The organism is Streptomyces virginiae, assembly GCF_000720455.1.
In the GTDB taxonomy this organism is placed as follows: domain Bacteria; phylum Actinomycetota; class Actinomycetes; order Streptomycetales; family Streptomycetaceae; genus Streptomyces; species Streptomyces virginiae.
This window is the reverse complement of sequence record NZ_JOAK01000041.1, coordinates 22,144-48,230: the sequence shown is the minus strand read 5'-3', so window position 1 is coordinate 48,230 and position 26,087 is coordinate 22,144. Positions and strand designations below refer to the sequence as shown.

Genomic DNA, 26,087 nt, shown 5'->3' with positions numbered 1-26,087 from the left:
TGGGGCGTATGACCAACGAACGAGAGACCCACGCGCCCGGGACCGCCGAACCGGAACTGCCCGCCAGGGTTCCGGAGAACGGGGACGCCGTCACGCCGGACCTTCCCCCGCTGGACCCTCCGGCGCCCGACCTGTGGACCGCCGGAGAGTCCGAGGATGCCGGGGACGCACCGCGGGCCGACCCGGATCACCCGGCGGACGCCGAGAAGCCCGAACCTCAGGAGCCCACCGACTGAGCCCTGGGGTTCAGCGGGTATGGCGGTGCCGGCCGTGCTTGTGCGGGTGGTGGTCGGTCGTCAGCAGGACGAGAGCCAGTCCGAGCGGCAGCAGGAAGAGCAGAAGAAGTGTCATGGGGCGCTTGTGCCCAACCTGCTGCGGCCGACACGGCCGGCCACCCGTCCGGCGTTGCGGGGCCTTCCCGGGCCGCCCTTCAGGGGGTCTATAGTTAGGTCACCCTAACCGGGGTTCCCGCGCGAGTTCCCGCATGCGCCCGAGCCCTGCCGAGCAGAAACCGGAACCTGTATGAGACCCGAGTCCACCGCCCTCACCTCTCCGCGCGCCGACGTGCTGACCGAGACCGTCGAAGGTTTCGGCACGGTCCGCTTCACCCCGGTCGACCCCGCCACGGACTCCGCCGTGCTGCATTCCTGGGTCGTCGAGGAGCGCGCACAGTTCTGGGGCATGAACGGCGCCAGCCGGGAACTGGTCCAGGAGATCTACGAGGACGTGGACCGCCGCGACACCCACCACGCGTACATGGTCCGGCTGGACGACGAGCCGGTGGCGCTCTTCCAGACGTACGAGCCGTCCGAGGACCGGATCAGCGAGTGCTACCCGGTGCGGGAGGGCGACATCGGCGTCCACCTGATGCTGGCGCCGGTGACCGGCCGGCCCCGGCCCGGGTTCAGCAGGACCCTGATCGGGTCGCTCATCCGGTTCACCTTCCGCGACCCGGCCGTCCGGCGCGCGGTGGCCGAGCCCGACGCCGCCAACGACAAGGCCGTCGCCCTGATGGACCGGCTCGGCTTCGCCCGGCAGGGGGAGATCACCCTGCCCGAGATCGACCTGCCGGAGGTGTACCTGCCCGAGAAGCGGGCCGTCCGCCCCCGCCGGTCACGGCGGGCGTCGGCGGGCGTCGGCGGGCGTCGGCGGGCGTCGGTGTTATCCGGCGGCCACCACCTCGCCCGCCGTGACCTGGGGAGGTCTGGGGAGCAGTGACGCGAGGTTCTCCCGGACGAAGTCGGCCGCTTTGACTACCGATTCGTCGGCCCCGGCCCGGTCCTCGAAGACGCTGGTGGACACCATCACCCCGTCCCCGGCGTCGACCCAGTAGTAGGCCACGAATCCCGGGACCCGGCGGAGGATGGGCACGAAGCCCTCGTCCACCAGGCGTCCCGCCTCGGCGGGGTCGGTCACCCCTTCGTAACGCCTGATCACCGCATACACGGCCGGCCTCCTCACTTGTCGAGAAAGAGGATCTCGTCGGAGGGACGGGGCATCCTCAGGGTCTTCCCGTCCTCGCTGATCTTGATCAGTCTGTGCAGTCCGGTCTGCGTCTTGCCCTCCGGCAGGAAGCGGTACTCGTCGGCCGCTCCGGCGAGGTAGGCGGAGAAGCCCGCGAGCGAGGTGATGTCCGAGCCGGAGTCCAGGTAGTCCTTCAGCCGGCGGAACAGCTTGGGCAGGATCACCACGCCCGTGTCGTCGTCCGTGATCGATCCGATGTCGGCGATCAGCGCCCCTTCGACGGTCTTGTCCGCGCCCCACAGCCCCTTGGGCGGCACTGCGGCGCGGGCCGCCCGGGCGGCGTCCCTGAGGACGTCGCGCAGATATCCGGGCAGGCCCGGATAGAACATCGGGTACGCCAGACCGTCTTCGACCAGGCGGTAGTTGGCGCTCCTCTTGAGCAGGTCCTCGTCGACCGCGACCTCGTAGCCGCTGTACACGGGCGGGCGGACGCTGCCGTCGAAGGCCAGCGCGATGCAGCGGCCGTAGGCGTCGGCACCGCTGGTGAGGATGAATCCCGGGACCTGCACCGGATCGGTGGTGACGGTTTCGTTCTCGTGACGGTCGATGCCGGTGAATCCGAGGTACCTCAGCAGCGCGTCGGCGGCCTGGCGCCCGAACTTCCGCGGCTGGTGGCGCTCGGGACCGTAGCCCGGTTTCCTGTAGTGCGTCTCCAGCGCGTCCACGCCCTCCAGGCGCACGGCGGCTCGGCCGTCCGCCTTGGGCACGACCCTGGCGCGGCCGCCGACGAGCTTCCAGTCCGCCACGTCGTCCGGGATGAAGGGGAGGGTGTCGCCGTCCGGTTCGGCACCGCCGTCCACCCGGAACGACCCTCTGATCAGCAGCATGGACATGATGACTCCCCGGAGACGCGCAGACTGTCACTTTCCGTAGTTCAACGTCACTCACGGTACATGCAGTTCCCGAAAAAATGCGGTGCCCCGGCCCCGGCCGGTCCCTAGACTCGCCGTACGCGCTGCCGACAGGGCCTTGCGCGCCTCATGCCGAGTCCGAAGAGAAGGGGAGCAGCGCCATGTGCACGTACCGCACCGCCGCCTTCGCTCCCCCGTCCCGGTACGACGTGATCCCGGTGTCTCGTGACGCCCGGTGCCGGCTGCGCGGCCGTCACCGCATGCCCGTGACGCACCTTTAGGTCCCGTCCCCCTCCCCCGTCTTCCGTACGCCGCCGCCCGCCCGGACCCGCTCCGGAGGGGACGGCCGTCCACGGCTGCCGGTCGCGGGTGACGGGCCGTCGTCAGGGGATTCGCGCCGCCCTCTTCCCCCTCTTCACTCGAAAGGCCCCGGGCCATGCGCGCCAACGGACGCCCCCTCACCACCACTTCCCCCACCGCGGTCCGCAATCTGGGCATCCTCGCCCATGTGGACGCCGGCAAGACCACGATCACCGAACGCATCCTGTTCGCGACCGGTGCCATCCACAAGCGGGGCGAGGTGCACCACGGCACGACCGTCACCGACTACGACCCGCAGGAACGCGACCGCGGCATCACCATCTTCGCCGCGGCCGTGAGCTGCACCTGGGGCGGTCACCACGTCAACCTGATCGACACCCCCGGGCACGTCGACTTCTCCGACGAGGTGGAACGCAGCCTGCGGGTGCTCGACGGCGCCGTCGCCGTGTTCGACGCCGTCGCCGGGGTGGAGCCGCAGAGCGAGACGGTGTGGCGTCAGGCCGACCGGCACGGTGTGCCGCGGATCGCGTTCGTCAACAAGCTGGACCGGGCGGGCGCCGACCTCGACACGGCCGTCGCCTCGATCCGCCGTCGCCTGGGTGTCGTCCCCCTGGTGGTCCAGCTGCCCATCGGTCAGGAGGACGCCTTCACCGGGGTCGTCGACCTGGTGACCATGCGCTCGCTGCGCTGGACGGCCGGCTCCGCCGACTTCGAGTCGGGTCCGGTCCCCGAACCGCTGCGGGAGGAGGCCGGCCGGCGGCGCGGGCTGCTGGAGGAGACGGTGGCCGAGCTGCACGCCGGGGCGCTGGAGGAGTTCTGCGCGGATTCCGCGCTGAGCGACGGGACGCTGACCCGTGCCCTGCGGGAGCTGACGCTTCGCGGGGACGGCGTCGTGGTGCTGTGCGGCTCGGCGTACCGCAACCGCGGGATCGAGCCGCTGCTGGACGCGGTGGTCGCATACCTGCCGGCGCCCGCCGACATGCCGCCCGTACGCGGCATGGCGGACGGGTCGGAGCAGGAGCGCGCCCCCGACCCGGCGGAGCCGTTCGCGGCGCTCGCCTTCAAGGTGACCGCGACGCCGACGGGGCGGCTCACCTACCTGCGCGTCTACGCCGGCACGTTGCGCAAGGGCGGGACGGTACTGGACGCGGCCACGGGCCGTACGGAGCGGGTGGGCCGGATCCTGCGGGTCCAGGCCGACCGGCACGAGGACAGGGAGGAAGCGGTGGCCGGTGACATCGTCGCCGTGATCGGGCTCAAGTCGGCCCGGGCGGGCACGACGCTGTGCGCGCCGGGCGCACCTGTGGTGCTCGAACCGCCGACGGTGGCCGAGCCGGTGGTGTCGGTGGCCGTCGAGGCCGGGCAGAACGCCGACACCGGCCGCCTGGCGTCGGCACTGGCGCGGCTCGCGGAGGAGGACCCCTCGCTGGTGGTCCGGTCCGACCCGGAAACGGGGCAGACCGTGCTGTCGGGGCTGGGCGAGCTGCATCTGGAGGTGGCGGTGGAGAAGATCCGCCGCGGCCACGGGGTGGAGGTCGTGGCGGGCCGCCCGCAGGTCTCGTACCGGGAGACCGTCGCGCGCGGGGTGACCGGCCTGGTGCACCGGCACGTCAAACAGGACGGTGGCGCGGGCCAGTTCGCGCACGTCGTGCTGGACGTCGAGCCGCTGGAGGAGCCGGCCTTCGAGTTCCGCTCGACGGTCGTCGGCGGCCGGGTGCCGCAGGAGTACGCGCGCGCCGTGGAGGCCGGTTGCCGGGACGCGCTCGCCGCGGGCCCGCTCGGCGGGTATCCGGTGACGGGGCTGCGCGTCACGCTCACCGACGGGGCGACGCACTCCAAGGACTCCTCGGAGATGGCGTTCCGGGCGGCGGGCCGGTTCGGGCTGCGCGAAGCGCTGCGGCTCAGCACGATGGAGCTGCTCGAGCCGATCGCGGAGGTCACGGTGAACGTCCCGGAGGACGCCGTCGGCAGCGTGCTCGGTGACCTCGCGGCCCGCCGCGGCCGGGTCTCGGGCCAGGCCGCCGAAGCCGGCACGGCGGTGATCACGGCGGCCGTGCCGCTGGCCGAGCTGTTCGGGTACGCGTCCCGGCTGCGGGGCCGGACCCAGGGCCGGGGCGTCTTCACCACCCGGCCGGCCGGTCTGGCACCGGTACCGGCCTCGGTCGCGGGGGCCCTGCCGGGCCGGTGACCCGCGCCGTGCCCCCGCCCCGCCCCTGCTTCGGGGGCGGGGCGGGGGCACACCCCCTATGCTGCTGCGGATTCCGCTTCCGGTGGGGCACAGCGGCAGACAGGCAGGGTGAACATGTTCGAGTCGGTGCAGGAGAATCCGTACCCCGACAGCCACGTCCTCGGCGAGGGTCCGGACCCGCATCCGCTGCTGGAGCCCGTGCTGCCGCTGCTCGGGCGCTGGCACGGCCGGGGCCAGGGCGAATACCCGACGCTGGAGAAGGACTTCCGCTACGCGCAGGAGGTCACCTTCAGCCACGACGGCCGCCCCTTCCTGCGCTACGAGGCACGGGCGTGGCTGATCGACGACGCCGGGGCTCCGGTACGGCCGGCGGGACGCGAGGCGGGGTGGTGGCGGGTGACGCCCGACGCCTCCCTGGAGGTGGTGCTCGCCCACCCCACCGGCATCGTCGAGACCTATGTGGGGCGGGCCTCCGGTACGGAGTTCGAGATCGAGACCAAGGACGTGTCGCTGACGCCGCTGGCCAAGGAGGTCACGGGCACGCGGCGCCGGTACACCGTCCGGGAGGACGGTGGGCTGACGGTCGTTCACGACATGGCCGCGGTGGGCCTGCCGCTCCAGCACCACCTGACGACGCACCTGCGCCGGCGGGCCTGAGGCGGTTCACCCGGCTGCGCGGCCGGGGCTGCGGCGGCTCCGGCGTGTGCCGCCGCAGACTCGTGGCAGGCCCGTGCCGACGCGCGCCGTGCCGGAGGGAGCGACCGTGGTGGACACCGGACGACGCGCCGTGCTGGCGGCGCTGCTCGCCGCAGGCCTCGTACCGTGCACGGGCGCCCGGGCCGCGAACGGCACGACGGTCCTCTCCGGTCCGCACCCGCCAACCTCGCTGCTCGGCAGTGAGATCCGCCGGCTGCCCACGTCCCGCAAGGTCGTGGCGCTCACCTTCAACGCCGCCTGGGACGAGGCCGGGATCGACACCGTCCTGGCGGAGCTGCGGCGGCGCGGGCTGCCCGCCACCTTCTTCCCGACCGGTGCCTTCGCCGACGCGCACCCGGGGGCGGTGCGCGCGATGGGCGCGGCACACGGCCTGGGCAACCACTCGTACAGCCATCCCTACTTCGAGGACCTCAGCACGGCGCAGCGAGTGCAGGAGGTACGCCGCGCCGACGCGGCGATCCGGACGGCCTCCGGCGCGGAGCCGCTGCCGTTCTTCCGCTTCCCCTACAGCGCCACGACGCGGGACTCCGTCGCCGACGTCAACGACCTGGGGTACGCGGCGATCGAGTTCACCGCCGACACCAACGGCTACCTCGGCCCGCAGGGCGGTATGAGCGTGGAGGCCGCCGCCGAGCGCGCCATCGACGCCCTGGCCCCCGGAGCGATCATCCAGATGCACGTCGGCAGCAACGGCGACGGCGTCGTCCTCGACGCCGAGGCCCTCCCCCTGATCATCGACGCCGCCGAGGCCGACGGTTACACGATCACCGACCTCCGCGCATTCCTCGTCCCGTGACCGGGCCTGACGGTGACGGGGGCGAAGTGGCGTCCCCGGGTGGGACAACAGGGCTTGACCTCAAGTGAGGTTCAGGTCGGAGGCTTCTGCGTAGCCCCCCGCCGGACGGCGGGCGCGGCCACTCATACGTGGAGGAAGTCTCATGTCCAGCAGAACCGTTGCGAATTCCGGTCCCTCCGTGCCCGCGACCGCCGCGCCCTCGGCCCGCCGCTCCGGCTTCGGCTGGTGGCAGGTGCTGGTCACCGGCGCGGTCGGCGCAGCGGTGGTCAATCTGGTCGTCTTCGCCGTCGCCAAGCTGGCCGGTGCCTCGCTCGTCGTCCCGGACGCCGGCGAGGAACACGCGGTCACCGTCGGGGGCGTCATCGGTTCGTCCGTCGTCCCGCTGCTCGTCGGGGCGGGCGCCGCACTGCTGTTGGCCCTGTGGAAGCCGGTGTTCCTGCGGATCGCGCAGTACGTCGGCAGCGGTCTGGCACTGCTGTCGGTCGCCGGCCCGCTGTCGGCCGACACCGACGGCGGTACCGTCGCGGCCCTCTCCCTGATGCACATCACCCTCGGCGTGGCGGTCTTCACCACGCTGCGGCTGCACCGCCGCCACCGCTGAACACGCGGCCCGGCGCAGCCCGGGCCATGTCCGTGGACGTGAGCGGATCTCATGATCACTTACGATTCCGCAATGATCGAAGGAAAATTGGTCAGGCTGCGCACGCTGCGGTCCGACGACGCGGAGCATCATCTCCGGTGGCGCAACGACCCCCAGGTGGTGCGCTGGGCCGCCGCCGGCGACCCGTGCTTCGGCCCCGTCACGGCCGAGGCGGTCGGGCTCGGCTTCGACACCATGCTGAGGCTCGTCCCGAGGGAGTCGGCCGTGTTCACGGTTGAGAACCTGGAGGACGGACGGGTCATCGGCATGGCCGACTACCGGGACATGGACCCCTACGCCGGGGTGGCGACGCTGGGGGTCACCATCGGCGAGCGGGAGTTCTGGGGCCGCGGGCACGGCAGGGACGCGCTGCGGCTGCTCGTGGACCACCTGTTCGGCGCCTACCCCTTGAGCCGGCTGGAGCTGGACACCTGGAGCGGCAATGAACGCGCAGTGCGTGCTTTCACCGGGTTCGGCTTCCGGGAAGAGGGCCGCCGCCGGTCGGCCGTGATGGTGGAGGGGGAACGCTACGATCGCGTGCTGTTCGGGATGCTCCGCGAGGAGTGGGCGAACGGGGCGTGACCCGGTAGGGCCAGCCAGCCGCCCCGCCCCCGATCGCCACTCCCCTCGCCAACTCAACTGCTCGCGCGGCCCGTTGGCCGGTGGACTATCGTCCGGACCCGGACCGGCCTTCTGACACGGGGGATGTGACGGGTGAGCGGCAAAGAGATGCCGGCGCGGCGGTTCGAGGAGCACCGGCCCCACCTGCGGGCGGTGGCCTACCGGATGCTGGGGTCGCTCAGCGAGGCGGAGGACGCCGTGCAGGAGGCGTGGCTCAGGCTGAACCGTTCCGACGCCGGCGCGGTCGAGAACCTGGGCGGCTGGCTGACCACCGTGGTCGGGCGGGTGTGCCTGGACATGCTGCGCTCGCGTACGACACGGCGCGAGGACCCACTGCACGACGAGGAAGGCCGGATCCGGCTGCCCGACCCGATCGTCAGCCGGGCGGACGGCCTCGACCCGGAACAGGAGGCCCTCCTGGCCGACTCGGTCGGCATCGCCCTGATGGTGGTCCTGGAGACGCTCCCTCCCGCCGAACGCCTGGCCTTCGTCCTGCACGACCTGTTCGCCGTGCCCTTCGACGAGATCGCCCCGGTCCTCGGGCGCAGCGCGGCCGCGACGCGGCAGCTCGCCAGTCGCGGGCGCCGCCGGGTGCGGGGCGTCGTACCCGCTCCGGATCCGGACCCGGCCCGCCTGCGTGCGGTCGTCGACGCCTTCCTCGCCGCCTCGCGCGGCGGGGACTTCGCCGCCCTGGTCGACGTCCTCGACCCCGAGGTCGTGGCCCGCTCCGACGGCGGTGCGCAGTTGCCCTCGCCGGTGCGCCGGGGCGCGGCCGAGGTCGCCTCGCAGGCGATCACCTTCGCCCGTTTCGCCGAGGCCGCACGTCCGGTGCTGGTCAACGGACTTCCCGGTGTGGTCGCACTGGCGGAGGGCCGGGCGATGTCGGTCATGGCGTTCACCGTCCGGGACGGCCGGATCATCGCGCTCGACATCCTCACCGACCCCGAGCGCCTCGGACGCATCGACCTGAGCGCCGCCTTCGACGACGACTGACACCACCGGCACGGCGCGCCCGGCCCACTCGGAGACGGGCCGACCGGTGGGTTTCGGCAACTGGCGGGCCGCGTACGGGAGCAGGTGGCCCTCCGGGCCCGAGGCCGGGCGTCGACCCTCACCGCTCGTGACGGAGAGAATTCGGCAGGTAGTAATTAGGTGAATTCCTGACTGAATTCCCGTCAACAAGCTTCCGCATCGTATCTCGATTTGATAACAACCCGCCCCGAAAGGACTGGACCTTTCGCGTGCGACGCGCGTAACTCGCCTTTATTTCCTGCAAGTTGAGTGTTCGTCAAATCATGCCGACAGGTAACGGAATGATTTCCCGGACCGCGCCCCCGTTTGTCCGAATTCTCCGCCGCATTCGTCTGGCAGGCTTCCGCGCACCCCACTAGTCCGACAACGATTTGAGGTGCCCATGACAGGACGTCGCAGACGCACTGCAACCGATCACCGCCGCAAACCCCGGCGCTTGATACTCGCCACCGCCGCCGTGGCAGCGGGGGCGGTGATCGCCGCGGGCATCGCCTACTCCGGGCTCGGCGACGGTGCCCAGGCCGCCGGATCCGTCGAGGCAGCCGCCTCCGCTCCGGCCGCCGCCCCCGCCCGGGACCAGGAGCCGGAACCCCTCTCCGCGGCGCCCGCCAACGAGAACACGCGCGGCATGGTCTACGACGGCCTGCAGCCGGCGCCCAAGGGCGACCGCTGCGTCGGCGTCTACCGCACCGGGGACGGGCTGTGCACGCACGGCCCCGACGCCCCGCCGAAGGGCGTCGACATCACGAAGGAGATCGCGCCGGCCGTCAAGGAGACGGCCCCGGCGGCCGATCCGGCCAAGCCCTCCACCGACGACCCGGCCAGCAAGGAAGGCGGCGGGCGTCCTCAGGACGCGCCCGCGGCCGACGCCGCGGCCACCAAGGCCACCGCGCCCGCGCCCGCCGCCGCCGAAGGCGGCCAGGCCGTCGCCGCGGGCCCCGCCGGCCAGACCGTCCAGTGCGACGGCGACGGCAGCACCGGCAACCGCGTTCAGGTCGTGTACGTCCACGCCCCGGGCAAGGACCGCTACTCCGAGTACGTCGCCTCGTTCCGCAAGTGGGCGGCCGACGCCGACCTCATCTACTCGGCGAGCGCCAAGGAGACCGGCGGCGTCCGGCACATCCGCTACGTGACCGCCGCGGACTGCACTCCCACCGTGCTCAACATCGAGCTCCCGGCCAACGCCCTCGCCGAGTTCAGCGCGACCAACAACGCGCTCGCCGCCAAGGGCCTCGACCGCCGCGACCGCAAGTACATGATCTTCGCCGACAGCCAGGTCTACTGCGGCATCGGCACCTTCGCGGGCGACGAGCGTCCCGGCCAGGCCAACCAGAGCAACTTCGGCCCGTCCTACGGCCGCACCGACTCCGGCTGCTGGGGCGGTCACACCGCCGCGCACGAACTCGGCCACAACCTGGGCGCCGTCAACAACAGCGCCCCGAACACCAGCCGCGGCGCGCACTGCACCGACGAGTACGACGTGATGTGCTACTCGGACACCCCGTACTACCCGCAGATGCGCAACATCTGCACCAACCAGGCGTCCGAGAACATCCTGGACTGCAACCACGACGACTACTTCCACACCAGTCCCAAGGCCGGCAGTTACCTGGCCACGCACTGGAACATCGCGGACAACCAGTTCCTGATGAAGACCAAGGGCGGTGGCGGCGGCACGGACCCCGGTCCCAACCCGAACCCGACGCCGACGAAGAAGCCCTCGCCGACGCCGACCAAGAAGCCCACCGGCGGACCGACGGCGACGGCCGCCCAGATCCAGTCCAACTCCGTCGTGGTGAGCTGGCCGAAGGTCGAGGGCACCGCCTGGTACCAGGTGATGCTGAACGGCAAGCACCTGGCCTGGGTCCAGTCGCAGGTGCTGCGCATCTACAACCTCCAACCCAACACCTCGTACACGGTGACCGTGTCCGCCCGTGACGGCTCCGGCCGCGACAGCGGTCCCGGCAAGGCCGCGACGTTCCGTACGACCGGGGCCGGCGGCGGGGCGACCACCCCGGGCAGCCGCTACACGCTCGGCAACGGCAGCACCGGCATGGCGGCAGAGGTGTGGGGCGGCCGCACCGCCGACGGCACCGTGCTCGTCGGCGGCCGCGCCAACGGCTACGCCCAGCAGCAGTGGTACTTCGACGACGCGGGCAGCGGCCAGGTCCGCATCCGGTCCGCGGCCTCCGGCAAGTGCCTCCAGCCGGGCGGCACGCCCGCCGCGGGCATGTGGGTCTCCCAGCAGCCCTGCGACAAGAACAACGGCGCGCAGGCCTGGAAGCTGACGTCCCGCGGTGGCGCGGTCACCGTGACGGACCCGAGCGGCGGCTTCGCCCTCACCGTCAGCAACCGCCCCTACTACGGGAACTGGCTGCTCGACCTCCAGCGTGCGGACGGCCGCGCGGCGCAGGCCTGGACCCTCCAGAAGTCCGGCTGAGCACTGCCGCCACGCCCGGTGCCGGGGCGTACCCCACGCCCCGGCACCGGGACCACCCCGTGACGCCGTGATCCCGCCCCGGCGGACGGCCGCCCCCGTGCGGCCGTCCGCCGGTTCCCCTCATCTCGACCGGAGCACCCCGACGATGCGCATACGAATCGCTCTCTCGGCCACCCTGGCCGCACTCGGTCTCATGTTCCTGATCCCCGCTGCGGCCCACGCCCACGGAGACACCCTGAAGGTGGTGGTGACCGGACAACGCACCGGCCACGTCACCGCCGACGTCACCTGGGAGAACGACGGGGACGCCGTCGACGAGACGGTCGCCGCCACCGTGAACGCGGTCAGCGTCGACGGCTCCCGCACGATGGGCCCCTGGCGCCTGGTCCGCGACCCGGCGGCGGCGCCCGCCGGCTGGACCACGGCCGAGGCGCTGCCGCCCGGTACGTGGAAGGTCAGCGTCGAGGTGGGGTTCCCCGCACTCGGCAAGGGTGAACTCGAAGTCGGCGTACCCGTGGTGGACCCGGCTCCGACCACCGGCGCGGGAACCACCGCCACGGGCACGACGGACTCCGCGACCGGCGGCACTCCGGCCGTGTCGGCCCCGACCCCCGCCTCCGCTTCCGCCTCCGGCTCCGGCTCCGACGCCGCTCCGGCGCCCTCCGGGACGCAGGCGACGTCCGGTGGCGAGGGCGCCGCCGTCTGGTGGACCACGGCGGGTGTCGCCGCGACCGCCCTCGCGGGAGCGGGCGTGGGCCTGCTGCTGCGCCGGCGCCGGATGCGCGGCGCGTGCAGGACGTCGTAGCGGGCCGGTAGCCGGACGGCGGCCCTACGCCTCCCGGGCTGCCGCCGCCACCGCCAGGGCGAGCCGCTCCGGTCCCCGCGGGTCGAGCCCGAGGAACAGGTTCGGCTCGATGAGCTCCAGTTCCATGAGCACCGGTTCCCTGGACCCGTCCAGTACGAGGTCCACCCGGGCGAACAGCGGTTCGCCCGGGGCGGGAACCGCCGCCAGCGCCGCCCGCGCCGTCCGGAGCTCCGCCTCGGTGGGCATGTGGAGCGCGGCCCCGGGGTGCGCCGCGCGGTCGTTGTCCATCTCCCCGGGCTCGGTCAGCAGGGCCTGCTTGCGGATCGCGTGGCTGAAGGTCCCGGCGAAGAAGACCAGGGCACGCTCCCCCTCCTCCACCAGCGGCAGGTACGGCTGGACCAGCGCGGTGCGGCCCTGCCCGAGCAGCATGCGGGCGTGCCGTTCGGCGTCCGCCCCGCGTCCCGGTTCGTAGCGTGCGGTGTCCCGCGCGCCCGCGGACACCGACGGCTTGACGACCACCCCGTGCGTCCCCTCGAAGTCCTCCTCGACGTAGGTGTCCCCCGGTGCGATGCAGCGCGTCGGCACCACGGGAACGCCTCGTCCGGCGAGGTCGAGCAGATAGCCCTTGTCGCTGTTCCAGCGCACGAGCGGTGCGGGATTCCACAGCCGGGTCACGCGGGCCGCGGCATCGGCCCAGGCCAGGAACTCGTCGATCCGTCCCACGTAGTCCCACGTCGAGCGGATGACGGCCAGGTCGTATCCGGCCCACCCCCGCCGCGGGTCCGTGTCCCAGGCCGCCGGCTCCGCGGACAGGCCCGCCGAGCGCAGCGCCTCCAGCAGCAGCGGCAGATCGGTGTCCTCGTCGAGTCCGGTGGCGCTCGTCACGACCGCCACCCTCGCTGCACCCATACGGCCCTCCCGTCCTCTCACCCCGTCGGCGGCCCCTGCGGTGCGGCCTGCGGTGCGGCCCGCGGGAACCCCGGCGGCGGATCACGCGTCGTAGCGGGCGACGTCGTGCTCATTCTGCGGGACGGGAGCGGTCCGGGACGGATGGGCGGGGCATTGGCGAAGCGGGTGGGTGAGCGGGCCACCGACAGGGGGGCCGACAGCGGGGTCGGCGGTGCGCCCGGCGGCGCGCGCCGCGGCGGCCGCCGGCAGGGGGCCACGGCCGGGCGCGGACGGGTCCTCGCCCCGGCGGCCCTGCTGACCGCCGCCGTGCTGACCTTCCACTCCGCCGTGCCCAATGTGGTGGGCCGCCTCGGCAGCCTGCTGGAGGCGTTCCTGCCGTGGCTCGGCCTGGCGGTGCCGCTGCTGCTCGTGGCGGCGCTCGTACGCCGCTCGGCCGTCGCTCTGGTGGCCCTGCTGCTGCCCGCGCTGGCCTGGCTGGGCCAGTTCGGCGGGCTGCTCCTCCCTGCGGAGCACGGCGGCCACGGCCTCACGGTGGTCCAGCACAACGTCAGCGACGAGAACCCGGACCCGGCGGGCACCGCGGCCGCGCTGGCCGGAGCCGCGCCGGACCTCATCGCCCTGGAGGAGCTGACCGCCTCCGCCCTGCCGGCCTACGAGCAGGCCCTGGCGCCGCGGTATCCGCACCACGCCGTCGAGGGTACGGTCGGCCTGTGGTCGAAGTACCCGCTGACGGGCGTACGGCGCCCGGACATCAAGCCGGCGGGGATCGGGGAGGGGTGGAGCCGCGGCCTGCGGGCCGGCGTGACCACGCCGCGGGGCGAGATCGCCGTGTACGTCGCGCACCTGCCGTCGGTCCGCATCCGGCCGTCCGGCTTCGCCTCGCAGCTGCGGGACGAGAGCGCGCGGCTGTTGGGCGCGGCCGTCGCCGCCGAGCCGGTGGACCGGGTGGTGCTGCTCGGCGACCTCAACGCCACCGTGGACGACCGCGGGCTCGCTCCGGTGACCTCGCGGATGCAGGCGCCCCGGCGCGGGTTCGCCCTCAGCTGGCCCGCGTCCTTCCCGGTCTCCCGGATCGACCAGGTCCTCGCGCGCTCGGCGACCGTCGCCGGCATCCGCACCCTGCCCGCCACCGGAAGCGACCACCTGCCGGTCGTCGCCCGCGTCACCTGGGACGGCTCATAGCCGGATCGCGATCTTGCCGCGTACCCGGCCTCCTCTCAGGTGGCGGATGGCGTCGGGCACCTCGGCCAGCGGGTAGCTGCGGTCGACGACCGGGGTGACGGAGCCGTCCTCGATGAGTTCCGTGAGGGCCCTCAGGTCGCTGTGGTGCTGCTCCATGACGGCGAGCGAGCGCAGGCGCTGGCCGACGAAGGGCGAGAGCAGAAGGGCGCCCAGCTGGCGTTCGTTGCCGCCGAGCCATCGGCCCCCGCCTTCCCCGCCGACGATGACGAGGGTCCCGCGGGCGGTGAGGGCGTTGCGGAGCCGGGACAGCGGCCGGTTGCCCGCGATGTCGAGGATGAGGTCGTAGCGGCGGCTGCCGTCGACGGGGTCCTCCTGCCTGTAGTCGACGGCCTCGTCGGCCCCGATGGAGCGGACCAGGTCCGTCTTGGAGGCGCTGCAGACCCCGGTGACGTGGGCCCCGAAGGCCTTGGCCAGCTGCACGGCGTACGTACCGACGCCGCCCGAGGCGCCCAGTACGAGGACGCGCTGCCCGGCGCGGACCCGGCCGACGTCTCGCAGGGCCTTGAGGGCGGTGACCCCGGACACGGGCACGGTGGCCGCCGCCTCGAAGCCGAGGCCCTCCGGCTTCGGGGCGAGGGCGTCCTCCTTGGCGCACGCGTACTCGGCGAACGATCCCTGGCAGCTGCCGTACACCTCGTCGCCCGGCCGGACGCGGGTGACGTCCGGCCCGACGGCCTCCACCCGGCCGGCAAGGTCCATGCCGGGTGTCCGCACACGAGGTGCCCGGAGGCCGAACACGGGGCGCAGGGCGTACGGCAGGCCCGTCACGAGGTGCCAGACGCCCTGGTCGACCGCGGCGGCGTGGACCCGTACGAGCACTTCGCCGCGCCCCGGAACCGGCCGGTCCACCTCGTCGAGCCGCAGCACGTCCACGGGGCCGTACCTGTCCTGCACGATCGCCTTCATGCATCGTCTCCCTCGGTGGCGGTGGCGGTGTACTGGAACACCGAGTCGAGCGGTACGGCGAAGACGCGGGCGATCTCGAAGGCCTTCTCCAGCGAGGGCGAGTAGCGGCCCTGTTCGATCGCGATGACGGTCTGCCGGGTGACGCCGATCCGGCGGGCGAGTTCGGCCTGCGTCATCTCGCCGGTGGCGAAGCGCAGGGCCCGGATCCTGTTGGTGACCCGCGTGGGCCTCACCACGGCTGGAAGCCCGTCCGGTAGGCAACGATCTTCGCCGTGGATCCGAGCAGCGCCGACAGGACGAAGGCCAGGTAGACGGCGTTGGCGATCCAGAACCGGTCCGCCTCGGCCATCGCCAGGACGAGCGCCGCCACACCGCCCACGACGACGAACGACTGGCCGATGTGGTCGCCGAAGTGGTGGATCTCGCGGTCGCGCTGGTCCTTGGTCCTGCCTTCCTCGGGCGACAGGAGGGCCACTGTGACGTGCAGGGCGATGGAGGCGGCGATGGCCGAGCCGACGGTCCACAGCAGCGCGGCGACGTAGGGCTCCCGGGTGATCGGGCCGGCCCCGGAGCGGCCGAGGACGACGGCCAGGTAGGCCGTGTAGGACACCACCGTGACCACGATCATGATCCAGGCGCGTTTCTCTTCGACGGCCACGGCCACCACTCCCCATGTAAAGAAAACCTGACACTCGAAGTGTCAAGCATGCCGTACACCGTGTCAATGATTCTTTACTTCGCGGCCGGAGCGGGATCCGCGGGGTCGTCAAGCAGCTCGGGCCCGTTGTTGCGCACGTTGTTGACCGCCGTCGACACGGGGCGGACATCCAGCCGGCCGTCTCCGGGGGCGGCGAGCAGAGCGCGCAACGCGTCCGCGTCCTGGTGGGAGGGGTCGAGCCAGGCCTCGTAGTCGGCCGGGGCGAGCGCGAGCGGCATACGGGGGTGGACGCGGCCGGCCGCGTCGGTCGCCTCGGTGGTGATGATCGTGCAGGTCGCCCACCACGCCGCCGGATCGTCGTCGTCGGCGACGCCCGGGTCGCGCCAGAACTCGTAGAGCCCGGCCATGGCCATCACGGCGCCGTCCTCGGGGCGGATGAAGTACGGCTGCTTGTACGCCTTCCTTCCGGCGGAGGCGGGGACGGCCTGCCACTCGTAGAACCCGTCCGCCGGCAGCAGACAGCGGCGCTTGGCGAAGGCGCGCCGGTAGGCGGGCTTCTCGTGCACCGTCTCCACGCGCGCGTTGATCATCTTCGCGCCACCGGTCGCGCTCTTCGACCAGGACGGCACCAGCCCCCACCGCAGCGGCCGCAGCCTGCGCGTCAGCAGCCCGCTCTCCCGGTCGGCGCGCTCCAGCACCGCCCAGACCGCGTCGGTGGGGGCGACGTTCCAGCTGGGTTCCAGCGCGTGCCCCGGATCCGGGGGCGCCGCCTGGAAGAGGCCGGAGAGGTCCTCGGGACCACGGGTGGAGACGTAACGGCCGCACATGCCTTCCACCCTGCCACCTGTCGCCGCCTTCCGGCGGCTGCGCCGCGAACCGCGTCAGGCGGGGTCAAGGGGCGGGCGGGCCGGAATCGTCCGGCCGCTGCACGCGCAGGACCCGCAGGGCGAGTTGGAGCTCCAGGGCCCGTTCCGGACGCGTCCAGTCGCGGCCGAGCAGCCGGCCGGTCCGCTCCAGCCGCTGCACCACGGTGTTCACGTGCACGTGGAGGGCCTCGGCGGCCCTGGACGGGCTCGTGCCCTCGTCGAAGTAGGTCCGGAGGGTGTGGACGAGTTCGGTGCCGCGTTTCGCGTCGTAGTCGAGCAGCGGGCCCAGGGTCCGGCGCACGTAGCCGCCGAGGTCCGTCTGGTCGCCGAGCAGTACGCCGAGGAAGCCCAGGTCGTCCGCTGCGGCGCCGGAGCCCTCCCGGCCCAGCGCGCGCAGGGCGGTCCGGCAGCGGAGGGCTTCGGCGTGGGCGTCGGGGAACGCCCCCGGCCCGCCGACCGGGCCGGCGGCGCCGACCGTGACGGGTCCGGCGAGGGCCAGGCCCAGCTCGCCGGCGAGGCTGGCGGCGGCGGGACCGGGGTGCTCGGCGGGGAAGACCAGGATCACGTCGTCGTGGTGCAGGCCCGCCAGGCCCTTGCGGACGTGCGCGATGCGGGCGGCGGCGGCCAGCAGCCGCTGCCTGGGCGCGGCGGCGGAGTGCAGGACGAACACCGCGTGCGGGTGGTCGAGGTCCACGCCGACCCGGCGGGCGCGTGCGGGCAGGCTCGCCGGGTCGGCTGCCCCGGTGAGGAGGTCCCCGAGGAGTTCGCCGCGTACCCGGTCCTCGGTCTCGGCGACCGAGCGGCGCTGCAGCAGCAGGAGGGCCGTGACGACTCCGGCGCGCTCGAAGAGGCGGCGGTCGGCGTCGCCGAGGTCGGGGCGGCCGGTCAGGGCGATGCTGCCGAGCAGCTCGGGCCCGGCGAGGACCGCGCACACCCAGGTGCCGTCGGCGGGCACGGCGCGGCCGCCGGCCCGGGACGAGGCGACGGCCCGGGCCGACGGCCGGCCGGAATCGGTGCCGGCCCGGGCGAGTTCGGTGCCGTCGGCGTCGTGGATCAGGGTGCCGCCCTGCAGGACGGTGCCGATGGCGGTGGCGACCTCGGTGATGCCGGCGCCGCGCAGCACCAGATCGGTCAGCCGGTCGTGGGCGTCCTCGGCTCGCCGCATGGCGTCGCTGTGCGCCTCGATGGTCCGCGACGCTTCGCCCAGGTCGACGAGTGCGCTGCGGGTCTCGTCGAGCAGGCGGGCGCTGTCGATGGCGATGGCGGCGTGGTCTGCGAGGGAGGACAGCAGGGCGACCTCGTCGGGCGTGAAGGCGCGGGCGGTACGGTCGGCCGCGTACAGGACGCCGATCACCCGGGTGCCCAGGCGCAGCGGTACGCCCAGGATGGCCCGTAGCCCCTCCTCCGCGACGGCGCCGTCGATCGTGGCGGTGTGCCGGAAGCGCTGGTCGTCGCGGTAGTCCCCGGTGGAGTAGGGGCGGGCCGTCTCGGCGACCAGACCGCCGAGGCCCTCCCCCATGCCCAGGCGGACCTGCTGGAACGCGGCGGAGACCGAGCCGTCGGTCACCCGCATGTAGGTGTCGCCCGCCTCGTCGTCGTTGAGGGACAGGTACGTGACGTCCGTGCCGAGGAGCAGCTTGGCGCGGTGGACGATGGCCTTGAGCACGGCGTCCGGGTCCCTGAGCCGGGCCAGGTCTCCGGCGGTGTCGAACAGGGCGGCGAGTTCGGCCTCGCGGCGGCGGTGCTGGCCGAGCGTGCGGCGGATGCGCAGTGCGACCCGGGTGGCCTCCGCGACCACCGCCGCGTCGGCTTCGTCGAGGTGCGGGCCGTGCGCCGGGGCGGCCGGCGGGGCGAACTGCTCGGCCGGCGCGCCCTGGTCGAGCAGGTCCAGCAGGTGGCGCAGGTGCAGCAGTGCGCTCCGGGCCTGAGCGGTTCCGGGGCCGGCGCCGGTGCTCGCGGTGTGTGCGGTGGTGGGCATCGGCCGCTCTCCGTCGTGGTGGTGGACTCGCACGGACCGGCGCGCCCGGTGCGGTTCAGTTGTCGGCCGGTACCGGTTCGTGCCCGGTCGTGCGCGGGGCCGGCACCGAGCCGCCTGCCGGGGCGTGTTCGCGGGCCAGGCTACGCCCGCGGGTCTCCTTGGCGACCAGGACGGTCAGGGTGGTGACCGCCGCCGCCGCGCCCAGGTAGACCGAGACGGGTACGGAGGAGCCGTAGTCCTTGAGCAGGGCCACGGCGACGATCGGGGCCAGCGCGCCGCCGACGATGGAGGCGAGCTGGGAGCCCATCGAGGCACCGGAGTAGCGGACCTCGGTGGCGAACATCTCGGAGATGAAGGCGGCCTGCGGTCCGTACATCGCGCCGTGCAGGAGCAGCCCGACGGTCACGGCGGCGACGATCACGGGGAAGGACTTGGAGTCCAGCATCGCGAAGAAGGCGAACGCCCAGCCGATCATGCCGACCGAGCCGATGAGGGTGACGGGGCGGCGGCCGATGCGGTCCGAGAGCGCCCCCCACGCCGGGATGGCGGCGAAGTGGACGGCGGAGCCGATCAGGACGGCGTTCAGGCCGTCGCTCTTGGGCAGGCCGAGGTGGCTGGTGACGTAGACGAGGAGGAAGGCGGTGATGACGTAGTAGGAGATGTTCTCGCCGAGGCGCGTGCCGATCGCGGTCAGGACGCCGCGCCAGTTCGTACGGAACACCTCCGCCACGGGCGGCTTCGCCTCGACACCGGCGGCGGCCTGCCGCGCGGCCCTGGCCTGAGCCTCCAGGAAGACCGGGGACTCGGAGACGGATATCCGGATCCACAGGCCGATCATGACGAGCACGCCGGAGAGCAGGAAGGGGATGCGCCAGCCCCAGGCGAGGAAGGCCTCGTCGGACTGCAGGGCGGCGAGGAGGGCGAGTACGCCGGTGGCCAGCAGGTTGCCGCCGGGCGCGCCCGCCTGGGGCCAGGACGCCCAGAATCCGCGGTGCTCGTCGTCACCGTGCTCGGAGACGAGCAGGACCGCGCCGCCCCACTCGCCGCCGAGCGCGAAGCCCTGGATCAGGCGCAGGAGGGTGAGGAGGACGGGCGCGCCGACGCCGATGCTCGCGTGGGTGGGCAGCAGGCCCATGGCGAAGGTGGCGCCGCCCATGAGGAGCAGGCTGAGGACGAGGAGCCGCTTGCGGCCGATCTTGTCGCCGTAGTGGCCGAAGACGAGGCCGCCGAGGGGGCGGGCCGCGAAGCCGATCGCGTAGGTGAGGAAAGCGAGGAGGGTGCCGACCAGCGGTTCGCTGTCGGGGAAGAACAGCTCGTTGAAGACCAACGCGGCCGCCGAGCCGTAGAGGAAGAAGTCGTACCACTCGATGGTGGTGCCGATCAGGCTCGCTGCGACGATTCTCCGGATTCCGGTTGCTGATGGTGCGGCTGTTGCGGGGGAGGTCATGTGCACCACTTCCGGTGTCTGCGGGGACGATTGGTGTGGCCACACCGTAGAAGCCCGCAGGTCGGCGGCGTATGTGGCGGGACATCACATTCAGGTACCGCCCTGTGTGAGTGGGCACCACACCCCCGGCCTCGACAGCCGCCGAAGGCACGACCTTCACCCGGTTTGGAAGCCACTGTGCTGACTCTCGTGCTGGCGCGGTGCCGTGCCCGGTGCGCAAGCGCCGTGGCGGGCAGCCGGACAGGCTCCGCCGGCAAGTGGCTCGCCCAGCACCACCAATCCCTCCCTCTGCTCTCGGTCCCAGGTGTCGCGGGACGCTTCGCCCCCAGCTGCCCCCTCAGGTTTCCCCGCAGTTTCGCCCCCAGCTTCCCCTTCGCCCAGTAAGGCTCACTCAGCAGACCCAGCAGGCAAGGTGGGGCTGACAACGTAGGCAGCTGGCACCAGGCACGTTCCGTGCCCCCTTCCCGTGTTCGGCGGCAAAATGCCGCCGTGTGCTGGGGGGCCGTCCACTGCCGCGATGGCCTCCCTCAGCGTGGGCGGCCCAGCGAGGGCCGGGACCAGGTCATTTCCGTTCAACAGCGGGGCGGTTTCAGAGCCCTGGCAGGCCTGGCAGGCGGCAGCCCAACCAGCCCGCTCGAAGGAAGTCACCCACAGGACGGCGGCGATGCGACGGCCGACCCAGGCTATGGGAACCGGAATGGTGACTACAGAAATGGGCGGGGCCGGTCAGCTGGTCCCGGCCGTGCCCGGTGGTGGGCGAGCGGAACCCGGCCGCTGGCGGAGGGACCCGGGGTGGGGCGGCGGCCGGAGGTGAGCCTCACGTCGACGAGGCGGCCGGCCAGGGACCGTGCCGTGCCGGTGGCTGCTGCCACGGGGTGTCGGCGGTCAGGCGGTTCAGGTGCCCGGCGCCCCGGAACAGGACGGTCCCAGCGGGCGGAGCGCCCGGGAGTGAGCTTGGAGCTTTGTCAGTAGGTGCTGCCAGCATCACGGCCATGATGCGATTCGATTGGCGTCCTTTCCTCGAGCGGTGGAGCGTGGAGTGGGCGGACGCCTACGACCCGGAACGCGACGGACATCGGGGCGGAGAGGAGTGCGCTGCGGCCCGATGGCTGGGCCGTCAGGCGGCGAACACGGCCGGGATCGCCGCAGCCGAGAGCCGCCTCGGCGTCGCGCTTCCCCCCTCCCTGCGTTCCTTCCTCGCCGTCACCGACGGCTGGCACAACGCAGGCACTTTCGTCTGGCGGCTCGCCGGCTGCGCAGACCTCGACTGGTGCGGCGATCCGCACGGCATGCGGGAAATCTGGCTGGACGGTACCGGAGACGACGCCCACGAGGACCTTGTCCGTATGGCAGGCACATGGTCGCGCTCCCTTCAACTGGCCACCGAGTCCGACATGGTGGACGTTCTCCTCGATCCCGGGGACGTGGACGCACGGGGAGAGTGGGCCGTCTACACCTGGGCTCCCTGGCGGGCGAGCCCCCCGGAACGTCACCCGTCCTTCCGACACTTCATGGAGGACATGTACCGGCAGTTCCACGCCATGGCCTCGGACCGGCCCGGCTTCTCGAACGACACCACCCGGGCCCTGGACGAGCGGGTCGAGAGGGCGCGGCTTGCTGCCCTGCGCGGTGAGTACGAGGCGGCACGGGAAGCCCTGTGCGACGCCGTCGCATTCGGTCGGCCGAGGGCGTCCCGGCTCCGGGCCCAAATCGACGCTTTGTGCGGCACGGCCACGGGAGCCGAGGCGGGAGGCTCGCTCGCCGACCCGTACATCGCTCACGAAGCGGTGCCATTGTCCTGCCGGGCGGAGCCGCCGTACGGCATGCACCGGGAGGAGTCGCTGACGCGGCCGTACCCCGAGGCGGACCGGCCCGCGGTGGCCGAGACCCTGCGGGCGATTGAGGAGGGGACGTTCCAGTACTGGGCGGATGGCGTTTTCGGAGAGGCTGTGAAGACGGCGCGCGCGCTGGCCCGGCGTGCGGAACCGGAGGCCGCCTGGCGGACACTGGCGGCTTCGGTGCACGCGTGGACCCCTCGCTCCGCCGACCACATCGCCCCCGTCGGCCTGCTCGCGGACCCATACCTGGGGCCGGTCCTCACCCCGGAGCGCGGCCGTCTCCTGCTGTCCACCCCCCGCGGCCCGGGCGCCACCGGGCCTGCCCCGCATCCCGTGGGGGCTGCTCCCGCGGACGGTCTGGGCTGGCTCGCGGACGAGTCCCGTCACGGTTTCAGGATCGTGCTGATCGCCGATGTGGAACCGTCTGAGGTCCCCCAGCTTCTGGGTGCCCACGACGCGATCGCTGTCCAGCCGGCTCTGACCGTGGGCGAGGCCTGGCAGGCCGAGCCGGGTGGAGAGCCCTGGGAGGCCCGGACGGTAGTCCGGTTCGGTGCGGCAGGTGAGGGCTGGGTCTTCGCCCATTGCGGCCGGGGCCCGGACGCCGCTCAGGAACGCTTCGAGTCGCCTGCCGCACAGGCCTCTCGCGAGACACGGGCCGTGACGGTGACGTACGAACCGCAAGGAGACACCGCAGACACCGCCACCTTCCACCTCTCCTACGCCGAGAAGGGAGAGCCGCGCTTCGGTGTGACATGCCGGGGTGACTCGTGGAAGACGACCGGGGTGATACCAGCAGCACTCGCACCCGTAGCCCTCTTCACGGGGCGCACCGTTACCGAAGGCCTTCGTGGAGCGCTCGACTCGATCGCCTCGTACTTCGGGGTCACAGTCTCCCAGGAGGCCGTATGCCACGGCCGCCTGGACGGCGTCGAGACCCGCAGCTGGCTCCGCGAGCCGGCTCCCGGGGAAGGGTGGGCCTACTGGACCCGGACCTGAAGCGCGGGAGCGCGGCGCCCTGACACAAAGTCCCGTGCCGACGCCGGCCTGCTGCAGGCCGACGAGTTGGCGGGCCATCTGCGGCCAGTCCGTGTCCTGCATCAGCACGGCCAGGACGTCGTCGCCGAGGTGGCCGCGCAGCCGGCCGGCCAACCAGCCCGACGCCATCTTCTCCGCGTCCTCACCACGTTCCTCCTCCCGTCCGGTCAGGCGTTTCTGGGCGGCGCGGCGGACCGCGTCGGAGATGGCCAGCACCAGGCGGTAGGCCATCGCCGCCGTGTGCGCGGCCTCCCCGAGGGCTTCGACAAACGGCTCGGGCAGCGGCGGGTATCCGGACGTCATCAGCAACGACTCCCTCAGTCGGGCAGGTCAGCGGGTAAGAGCGGACGGGCCCGGCCGCTCCGGCGGGGGCGGGGCGCGGGCGGGCCGGCACACCGGTAACGGGACCCGCGGGCGGCAGGCCACGGCCCGGCGTGCGCACCACTCGACCGGTGCGCGGCTTTGTCGTCGGAGGCGGGGTGCCGGTCAGGCCGGCTGCCTCGCGCAACAGCACGGCCGCGTCGGCAGCAGCCTGTCCGCGTACGAGAGCAGCATCGGAAAGGCGATCAGCAGATGCTCGTCAGAGCCTGGATCGCACAGAGTGATAGACCTTTGGGATGGCGACGTTCATGGCCCTGTTCGACGGCGCGACAACCCCATGGAGGGCCGATCCCGTAGCACTGACATCGGCGATCCGCGCCGTCTGGACCGATGTCGAGGTCGATGCGTCCCACCGTAGCGAGGCGTGTGCTTTCCGATGGACTGTCGAGACGGAAGAAGGTCCCGTCGAGGCATACCTGCATGAGGACGGGACGTGTCTGTACCTGGACACATCCCTGGCAGACGCCGCGCGCCTTGCCTGTCTCTTCCGCCGCTTCGTCCCCCCGGACATCGAGCTGGTCCTCTGCGACGAGGGATACAACTTTCACATCTCGCTCAGGCCCGGCATCGACAACGCCGAACTCATCGAGCAGATGAACGCCGCCGACTGAGGCTGTCCCGTACATCGCGCCACGGCCGCGACGACCTGGACCAGGCGAACGGTCGGGCGGGGTCAGCGGGCACGGGTCGGCGGACCCGGCCGCTCCGGCGGCGGCTGGCCAGGGCGCGGGGCGGGCAGGCCACGGCCCGGCGTACGCACCACTCGACCGGTGCGCGGCTTCGTCGTCCGGGGGCGGGGTGCCGGTCAGGCCGGCTGCCTCGCGCAGCAGGACGGCGGCGCCGGCGGCGGCTTTCGCCTGCGCCCGGTGCTCCTGCGCGCGGTGCCAGGTGGCGGCGGCCTCCACCGCCTCCACCAAGGCGATCAGCAGGGTGAGGACGACCGCGGCGCCTCCCCCGCGGCCGGCACGCGGGGCATGCTCCAACGCGCGGGTGGAGGCCCGCCATCCGGCACGGGCCCGGCCCTCCAGGCTGCGGGCGGCCTGCTCGAACGCGTCGGCCGCCGCGCGGACGCGGTCACGGACCAAGGCCGGGGCATGCTCGGCGGCGACGGCCAGGAGGTCACCGAGCGCGGCGACATCACCGGCACCGTCAGCTCGTCCGGCGCGGCCCAGAAGCGCGGAGGCCCCCCGGATCCGGTGTTCGGCCAGCGCCCAGTCCGCGGGCGCGACGTGAGGGGTGAAGCGTTCGCGGACGCGGGGCAGGGACAGGTCGTAGGCGAGCGTCGACCCGGAGAACCACACCGGCCGGCTGCCGCGATCGGCACGGTCGCCTGGCAGCGCCACCGCGTAGCCGACCAGGGCGCCGTCGTCACCGTGGCGCTCCCGCACCCGTAGGCCGGCGTCGCGGAGCCGGTCGAGGAAATCGGCGTCGTCGTGCGCGAGCGCGGCCGCGGCACGCACGGTGCGCTGCAGGGGCTCCCGCGCGGTCTCGGCCAGGCCGCGGCGGGCGGCCTTCTCGGCCTCGCCGGTGGCGGGGCGGCGGCGCGCGGTCTGGTCGAGCGGGGACATCGGCGTGAGGCCCCAGCGGGCTTCGAAGAGGCGGGCGGCGGAGTGCATCGCGGGGATGTCCCCGCGCACGCGGGGGTGCCGGCCGTCCTGACGGGCGAGGGTCGCCGTGATGTGGATGTGGTCGTCCGCGTGGCGTACCGCGACCCACCGGCAGGCCTGCTCATCACCGGCCGGGGCGATGCCCGCGGCGTGCACCATGGCGGCGGCGACCTCCGCCCATTCGGCGTCCGACAGGGTGCGGTCGCCGGCGTGGTTGCGGACCGAGACATGCCACACGTGCTCGGCCGGGCGCGGGCCCCGCAAAGCTTCGACGGGAGCGTCCAGGAGCAGGCCCAGACCGGCGGTCCGGGATCGCCAACGCCCGCGGCCTGAAGGCCTGCGCCATCACCCGCGCCTCCGGTAAGGAGTCCAGCATGAGTTCTTCGACGCGGACTCCGCAGTCCTGAGTCGTTGCTCCTCGAGACGGCGGCAGCCTGACCAGCGAAGACGCCTTGCTCGTGATGGCGAAGGCGGCCGATCATTCGCGCATGAGACCCGAAGTGCAGACGTTCGTCACCGACGGCCCGCTCCCCGACTGGGACGCGAGCGAAGAAGAGATCGAAAGGCGCGTGGAGCAGCTCGAAGCGATTCAGAAGCCGGTCACAGGAGAGGAAGCCCGTGCGCTCGTGGCCTGCTTCGGCCCGGACGACTGCTACGGCGTTGCCTGGACGCTCCTCCACCTCATCGAGACGGGGTCGAACCCCGTACTGGTCACCGACCCCGGGCCGGACTCCAACGAATGGCACCAGCGCCTCTACGGCCGCGCCGTGAACGGAGGACTCATCCCCTGAACTTGACGGCAGAGCAACGTGAGGTGTCCGCCTCCCGGTCCTGGTCGAAACGGGCGCGCGGCGAAAATCCTCACCGCGCTCGCCGGGACTGAAGAGGTACTCCAGGAGCTCGACCGTCTCCAACCCGCCCGGCGCCTTCTTCGGCATCACGACCGCGAGCGCCTCTCCCGCATCACCGCCACCGTCGCCGCATCCACCCGCGCCACCGCCGCCAGGGCCCGCGCCACCACCTCGGCGGCCGGCTCCGGCAGGGCGGCCGCGGCCGGACCGCCAGCAGCGGGCGGGCCAGCGGCGGCCAGGGCGCGGAGCGCGGTGACGGTCTCCCGCAGATACACCCGGGCCGCGACCAGCTCCCGCAACACATCACCGGCATCCCGGGAAACCGGCACCAGCACGTGCTGCGCAACCGCCATCACCTGACGACCCGCCCACGACGCGGGCGAGGAAGACCACGACACGGGAACGGTCCTCCCCGGCCGCGACGTCCTTGGCCG

At 72.9% G+C, this 26,087-nt stretch carries 24 protein-coding genes; 13 read left to right on the top strand and 11 right to left on the bottom strand.

What is annotated here, in order from left to right:
- Positions 1-8 precede the first annotated feature (8 nt).
- Entirely contained in the window at positions 9-236 is a 228-nt protein-coding gene (locus tag IG86_RS0135115) for a hypothetical protein (RefSeq protein WP_030833226.1), read from the top strand.
- 286 nt (positions 237-522) lie between these two features.
- The gene (locus IG86_RS0135105) at positions 523-1,218 is read left to right on the top strand and encodes a GNAT family N-acetyltransferase (protein WP_078906142.1); all 696 of its coding nucleotides are present in this window, start codon (positions 523-525) and stop codon (positions 1,216-1,218) included.
- On the opposite strand, the gene IG86_RS0135100 is transcribed toward IG86_RS0135105, so the two are convergent.
- The gene (locus IG86_RS0135100) at positions 1,162-1,446 is read right to left on the bottom strand and encodes a hypothetical protein (protein ID WP_030833220.1); all 285 of its coding nucleotides are present in this window, start codon (positions 1,444-1,446) and stop codon (positions 1,162-1,164) included. The two genes, IG86_RS0135105 and IG86_RS0135100, sit on opposite strands and share 57 nt — an antisense overlap.
- Positions 1,447-1,457: 11 nt before the next feature.
- Positions 1,458-2,357, bottom strand: coding sequence for a hypothetical protein (locus IG86_RS0135095; protein WP_030833217.1), 900 nt, complete (start codon positions 2,355-2,357; stop codon positions 1,458-1,460).
- Between the two features lie 454 nt (positions 2,358-2,811).
- On the opposite strand from IG86_RS0135095, the gene fusA reads away from it, so the two are divergent.
- The 8 genes from fusA (at position 2,812) to IG86_RS0135055 (ending at position 11,935) form a co-directional block, all read left to right on the top strand.
- On the top strand, positions 2,812-4,884 hold the full coding sequence (gene fusA, locus IG86_RS0135090; RefSeq protein ID WP_030902319.1) for an elongation factor G: 2,073 nt from the start codon (positions 2,812-2,814) through the stop codon (positions 4,882-4,884).
- A gap of 114 nt (positions 4,885-4,998) precedes the next feature.
- Positions 4,999-5,541 carry a nitrobindin family protein gene (locus IG86_RS0135085; RefSeq protein ID WP_030833211.1) on the top strand — a complete coding sequence of 181 codons (543 nt, stop codon included), beginning with the start codon at positions 4,999-5,001 and terminating at the stop codon, positions 5,539-5,541.
- Between the two features lie 109 nt (positions 5,542-5,650).
- Positions 5,651-6,397, top strand: a complete 747-nt coding sequence (locus IG86_RS0135080) for a polysaccharide deacetylase family protein (protein WP_030833209.1) — start codon at positions 5,651-5,653, stop codon at positions 6,395-6,397.
- Positions 6,398-6,539: 142 nt separating this feature from the next.
- Positions 6,540-6,998, top strand: a complete 459-nt coding sequence (locus tag IG86_RS0135075; protein WP_051785584.1) for a DUF6069 family protein — start codon at positions 6,540-6,542, stop codon at positions 6,996-6,998.
- 72 nt (positions 6,999-7,070) lie between these two features.
- Entirely contained in the window at positions 7,071-7,619 is a 549-nt protein-coding gene (locus tag IG86_RS0135070) for a GNAT family N-acetyltransferase (RefSeq protein ID WP_030833204.1), read from the top strand.
- Positions 7,620-7,766: 147 nt separating this feature from the next.
- Positions 7,767-8,651 carry a sigma-70 family RNA polymerase sigma factor gene (locus tag IG86_RS0135065; protein ID WP_078906141.1) on the top strand — a complete coding sequence of 295 codons (885 nt, stop codon included), beginning with the start codon at positions 7,767-7,769 and terminating at the stop codon, positions 8,649-8,651.
- A gap of 475 nt (positions 8,652-9,126) precedes the next feature.
- The gene (locus IG86_RS39420) at positions 9,127-11,130 is read left to right on the top strand and encodes an RICIN domain-containing protein (RefSeq protein WP_037943566.1); all 2,004 of its coding nucleotides are present in this window, start codon (positions 9,127-9,129) and stop codon (positions 11,128-11,130) included.
- A gap of 145 nt (positions 11,131-11,275) precedes the next feature.
- Positions 11,276-11,935 carry a hypothetical protein gene (locus IG86_RS0135055; protein ID WP_030833198.1) on the top strand — a complete coding sequence of 220 codons (660 nt, stop codon included), beginning with the start codon at positions 11,276-11,278 and terminating at the stop codon, positions 11,933-11,935.
- A 24-nt stretch (positions 11,936-11,959) separates the two neighbouring features.
- Here IG86_RS0135055 and IG86_RS0135050 read toward each other — a convergent pair whose 3' ends face one another.
- Positions 11,960-12,844: an ATP-grasp domain-containing protein gene (locus tag IG86_RS0135050; protein ID WP_030902317.1), complete on the bottom strand. Its 885-nt coding sequence runs from the start codon at positions 12,842-12,844 to the stop codon at positions 11,960-11,962.
- 141 nt (positions 12,845-12,985) lie between these two features.
- Here IG86_RS0135050 and IG86_RS0135045 point away from each other — a divergent pair, with 141 nt between their 5' ends.
- Positions 12,986-14,026 (top strand): endonuclease/exonuclease/phosphatase family protein, encoded by a 1,041-nt coding sequence (locus IG86_RS0135045; RefSeq protein WP_107056316.1) that lies wholly within the window; start codon positions 12,986-12,988, stop codon positions 14,024-14,026.
- On the opposite strand, the gene IG86_RS0135040 is transcribed toward IG86_RS0135045, so the two are convergent.
- From IG86_RS0135040 to IG86_RS0135015, 6 genes are all read right to left on the bottom strand, one after another.
- On the bottom strand, positions 14,021-14,992 hold the full coding sequence (locus IG86_RS0135040; RefSeq protein WP_030902314.1) for an NAD(P)-dependent alcohol dehydrogenase: 972 nt from the start codon (positions 14,990-14,992) through the stop codon (positions 14,021-14,023). The two genes, IG86_RS0135045 and IG86_RS0135040, sit on opposite strands and share 6 nt — an antisense overlap.
- Positions 14,989-15,228 carry a helix-turn-helix transcriptional regulator gene (locus IG86_RS0135035; protein WP_030833185.1) on the bottom strand — a complete coding sequence of 80 codons (240 nt, stop codon included), beginning with the start codon at positions 15,226-15,228 and terminating at the stop codon, positions 14,989-14,991. The genes IG86_RS0135040 and IG86_RS0135035 overlap by 4 nt, the downstream gene beginning before the upstream one ends.
- Complete coding sequence (locus IG86_RS0135030) at positions 15,222-15,650, bottom strand: hypothetical protein (protein WP_030833183.1); 429 nt, start codon at positions 15,648-15,650, stop codon at positions 15,222-15,224. The genes IG86_RS0135035 and IG86_RS0135030 overlap by 7 nt, the downstream gene beginning before the upstream one ends.
- 74 nt (positions 15,651-15,724) lie before the next feature.
- Entirely contained in the window at positions 15,725-16,477 is a 753-nt protein-coding gene (locus tag IG86_RS0135025) for an SOS response-associated peptidase (protein WP_030833180.1), read from the bottom strand.
- A 64-nt stretch (positions 16,478-16,541) separates the two neighbouring features.
- Complete coding sequence (locus IG86_RS0135020) at positions 16,542-18,494, bottom strand: helix-turn-helix domain-containing protein (protein ID WP_030902312.1); 1,953 nt, start codon at positions 18,492-18,494, stop codon at positions 16,542-16,544.
- 55 nt (positions 18,495-18,549) lie between these two features.
- Complete coding sequence (locus IG86_RS0135015) at positions 18,550-19,941, bottom strand: MFS transporter (RefSeq protein WP_030902311.1); 1,392 nt, start codon at positions 19,939-19,941, stop codon at positions 18,550-18,552.
- Positions 19,942-20,933: 992 nt separating this feature from the next.
- Here IG86_RS0135015 and IG86_RS0135010 point away from each other — a divergent pair.
- Positions 20,934-22,775: an SMI1/KNR4 family protein gene (locus tag IG86_RS0135010; RefSeq protein ID WP_030902310.1), complete on the top strand. Its 1,842-nt coding sequence runs from the start codon at positions 20,934-20,936 to the stop codon at positions 22,773-22,775.
- A gap of 605 nt (positions 22,776-23,380) precedes the next feature.
- Here the strand turns inward: IG86_RS0135010 and IG86_RS40365 are convergent.
- Positions 23,381-25,066, bottom strand: a complete 1,686-nt coding sequence (locus IG86_RS40365; protein ID WP_157854971.1) for a hypothetical protein — start codon at positions 25,064-25,066, stop codon at positions 23,381-23,383.
- A 224-nt stretch (positions 25,067-25,290) separates the two neighbouring features.
- Here IG86_RS40365 and IG86_RS0135000 point away from each other — a divergent pair, with 224 nt between their 5' ends.
- Positions 25,291-25,593: a hypothetical protein gene (locus tag IG86_RS0135000; protein WP_037943577.1), complete on the top strand. Its 303-nt coding sequence runs from the start codon at positions 25,291-25,293 to the stop codon at positions 25,591-25,593.
- A gap of 146 nt (positions 25,594-25,739) precedes the next feature.
- On the opposite strand, the gene IG86_RS43340 is transcribed toward IG86_RS0135000, so the two are convergent.
- Positions 25,740-26,051: a hypothetical protein gene (locus IG86_RS43340; RefSeq protein ID WP_051785582.1), complete on the bottom strand. Its 312-nt coding sequence runs from the start codon at positions 26,049-26,051 to the stop codon at positions 25,740-25,742.
- Positions 26,052-26,087 lie beyond the last annotated feature (36 nt).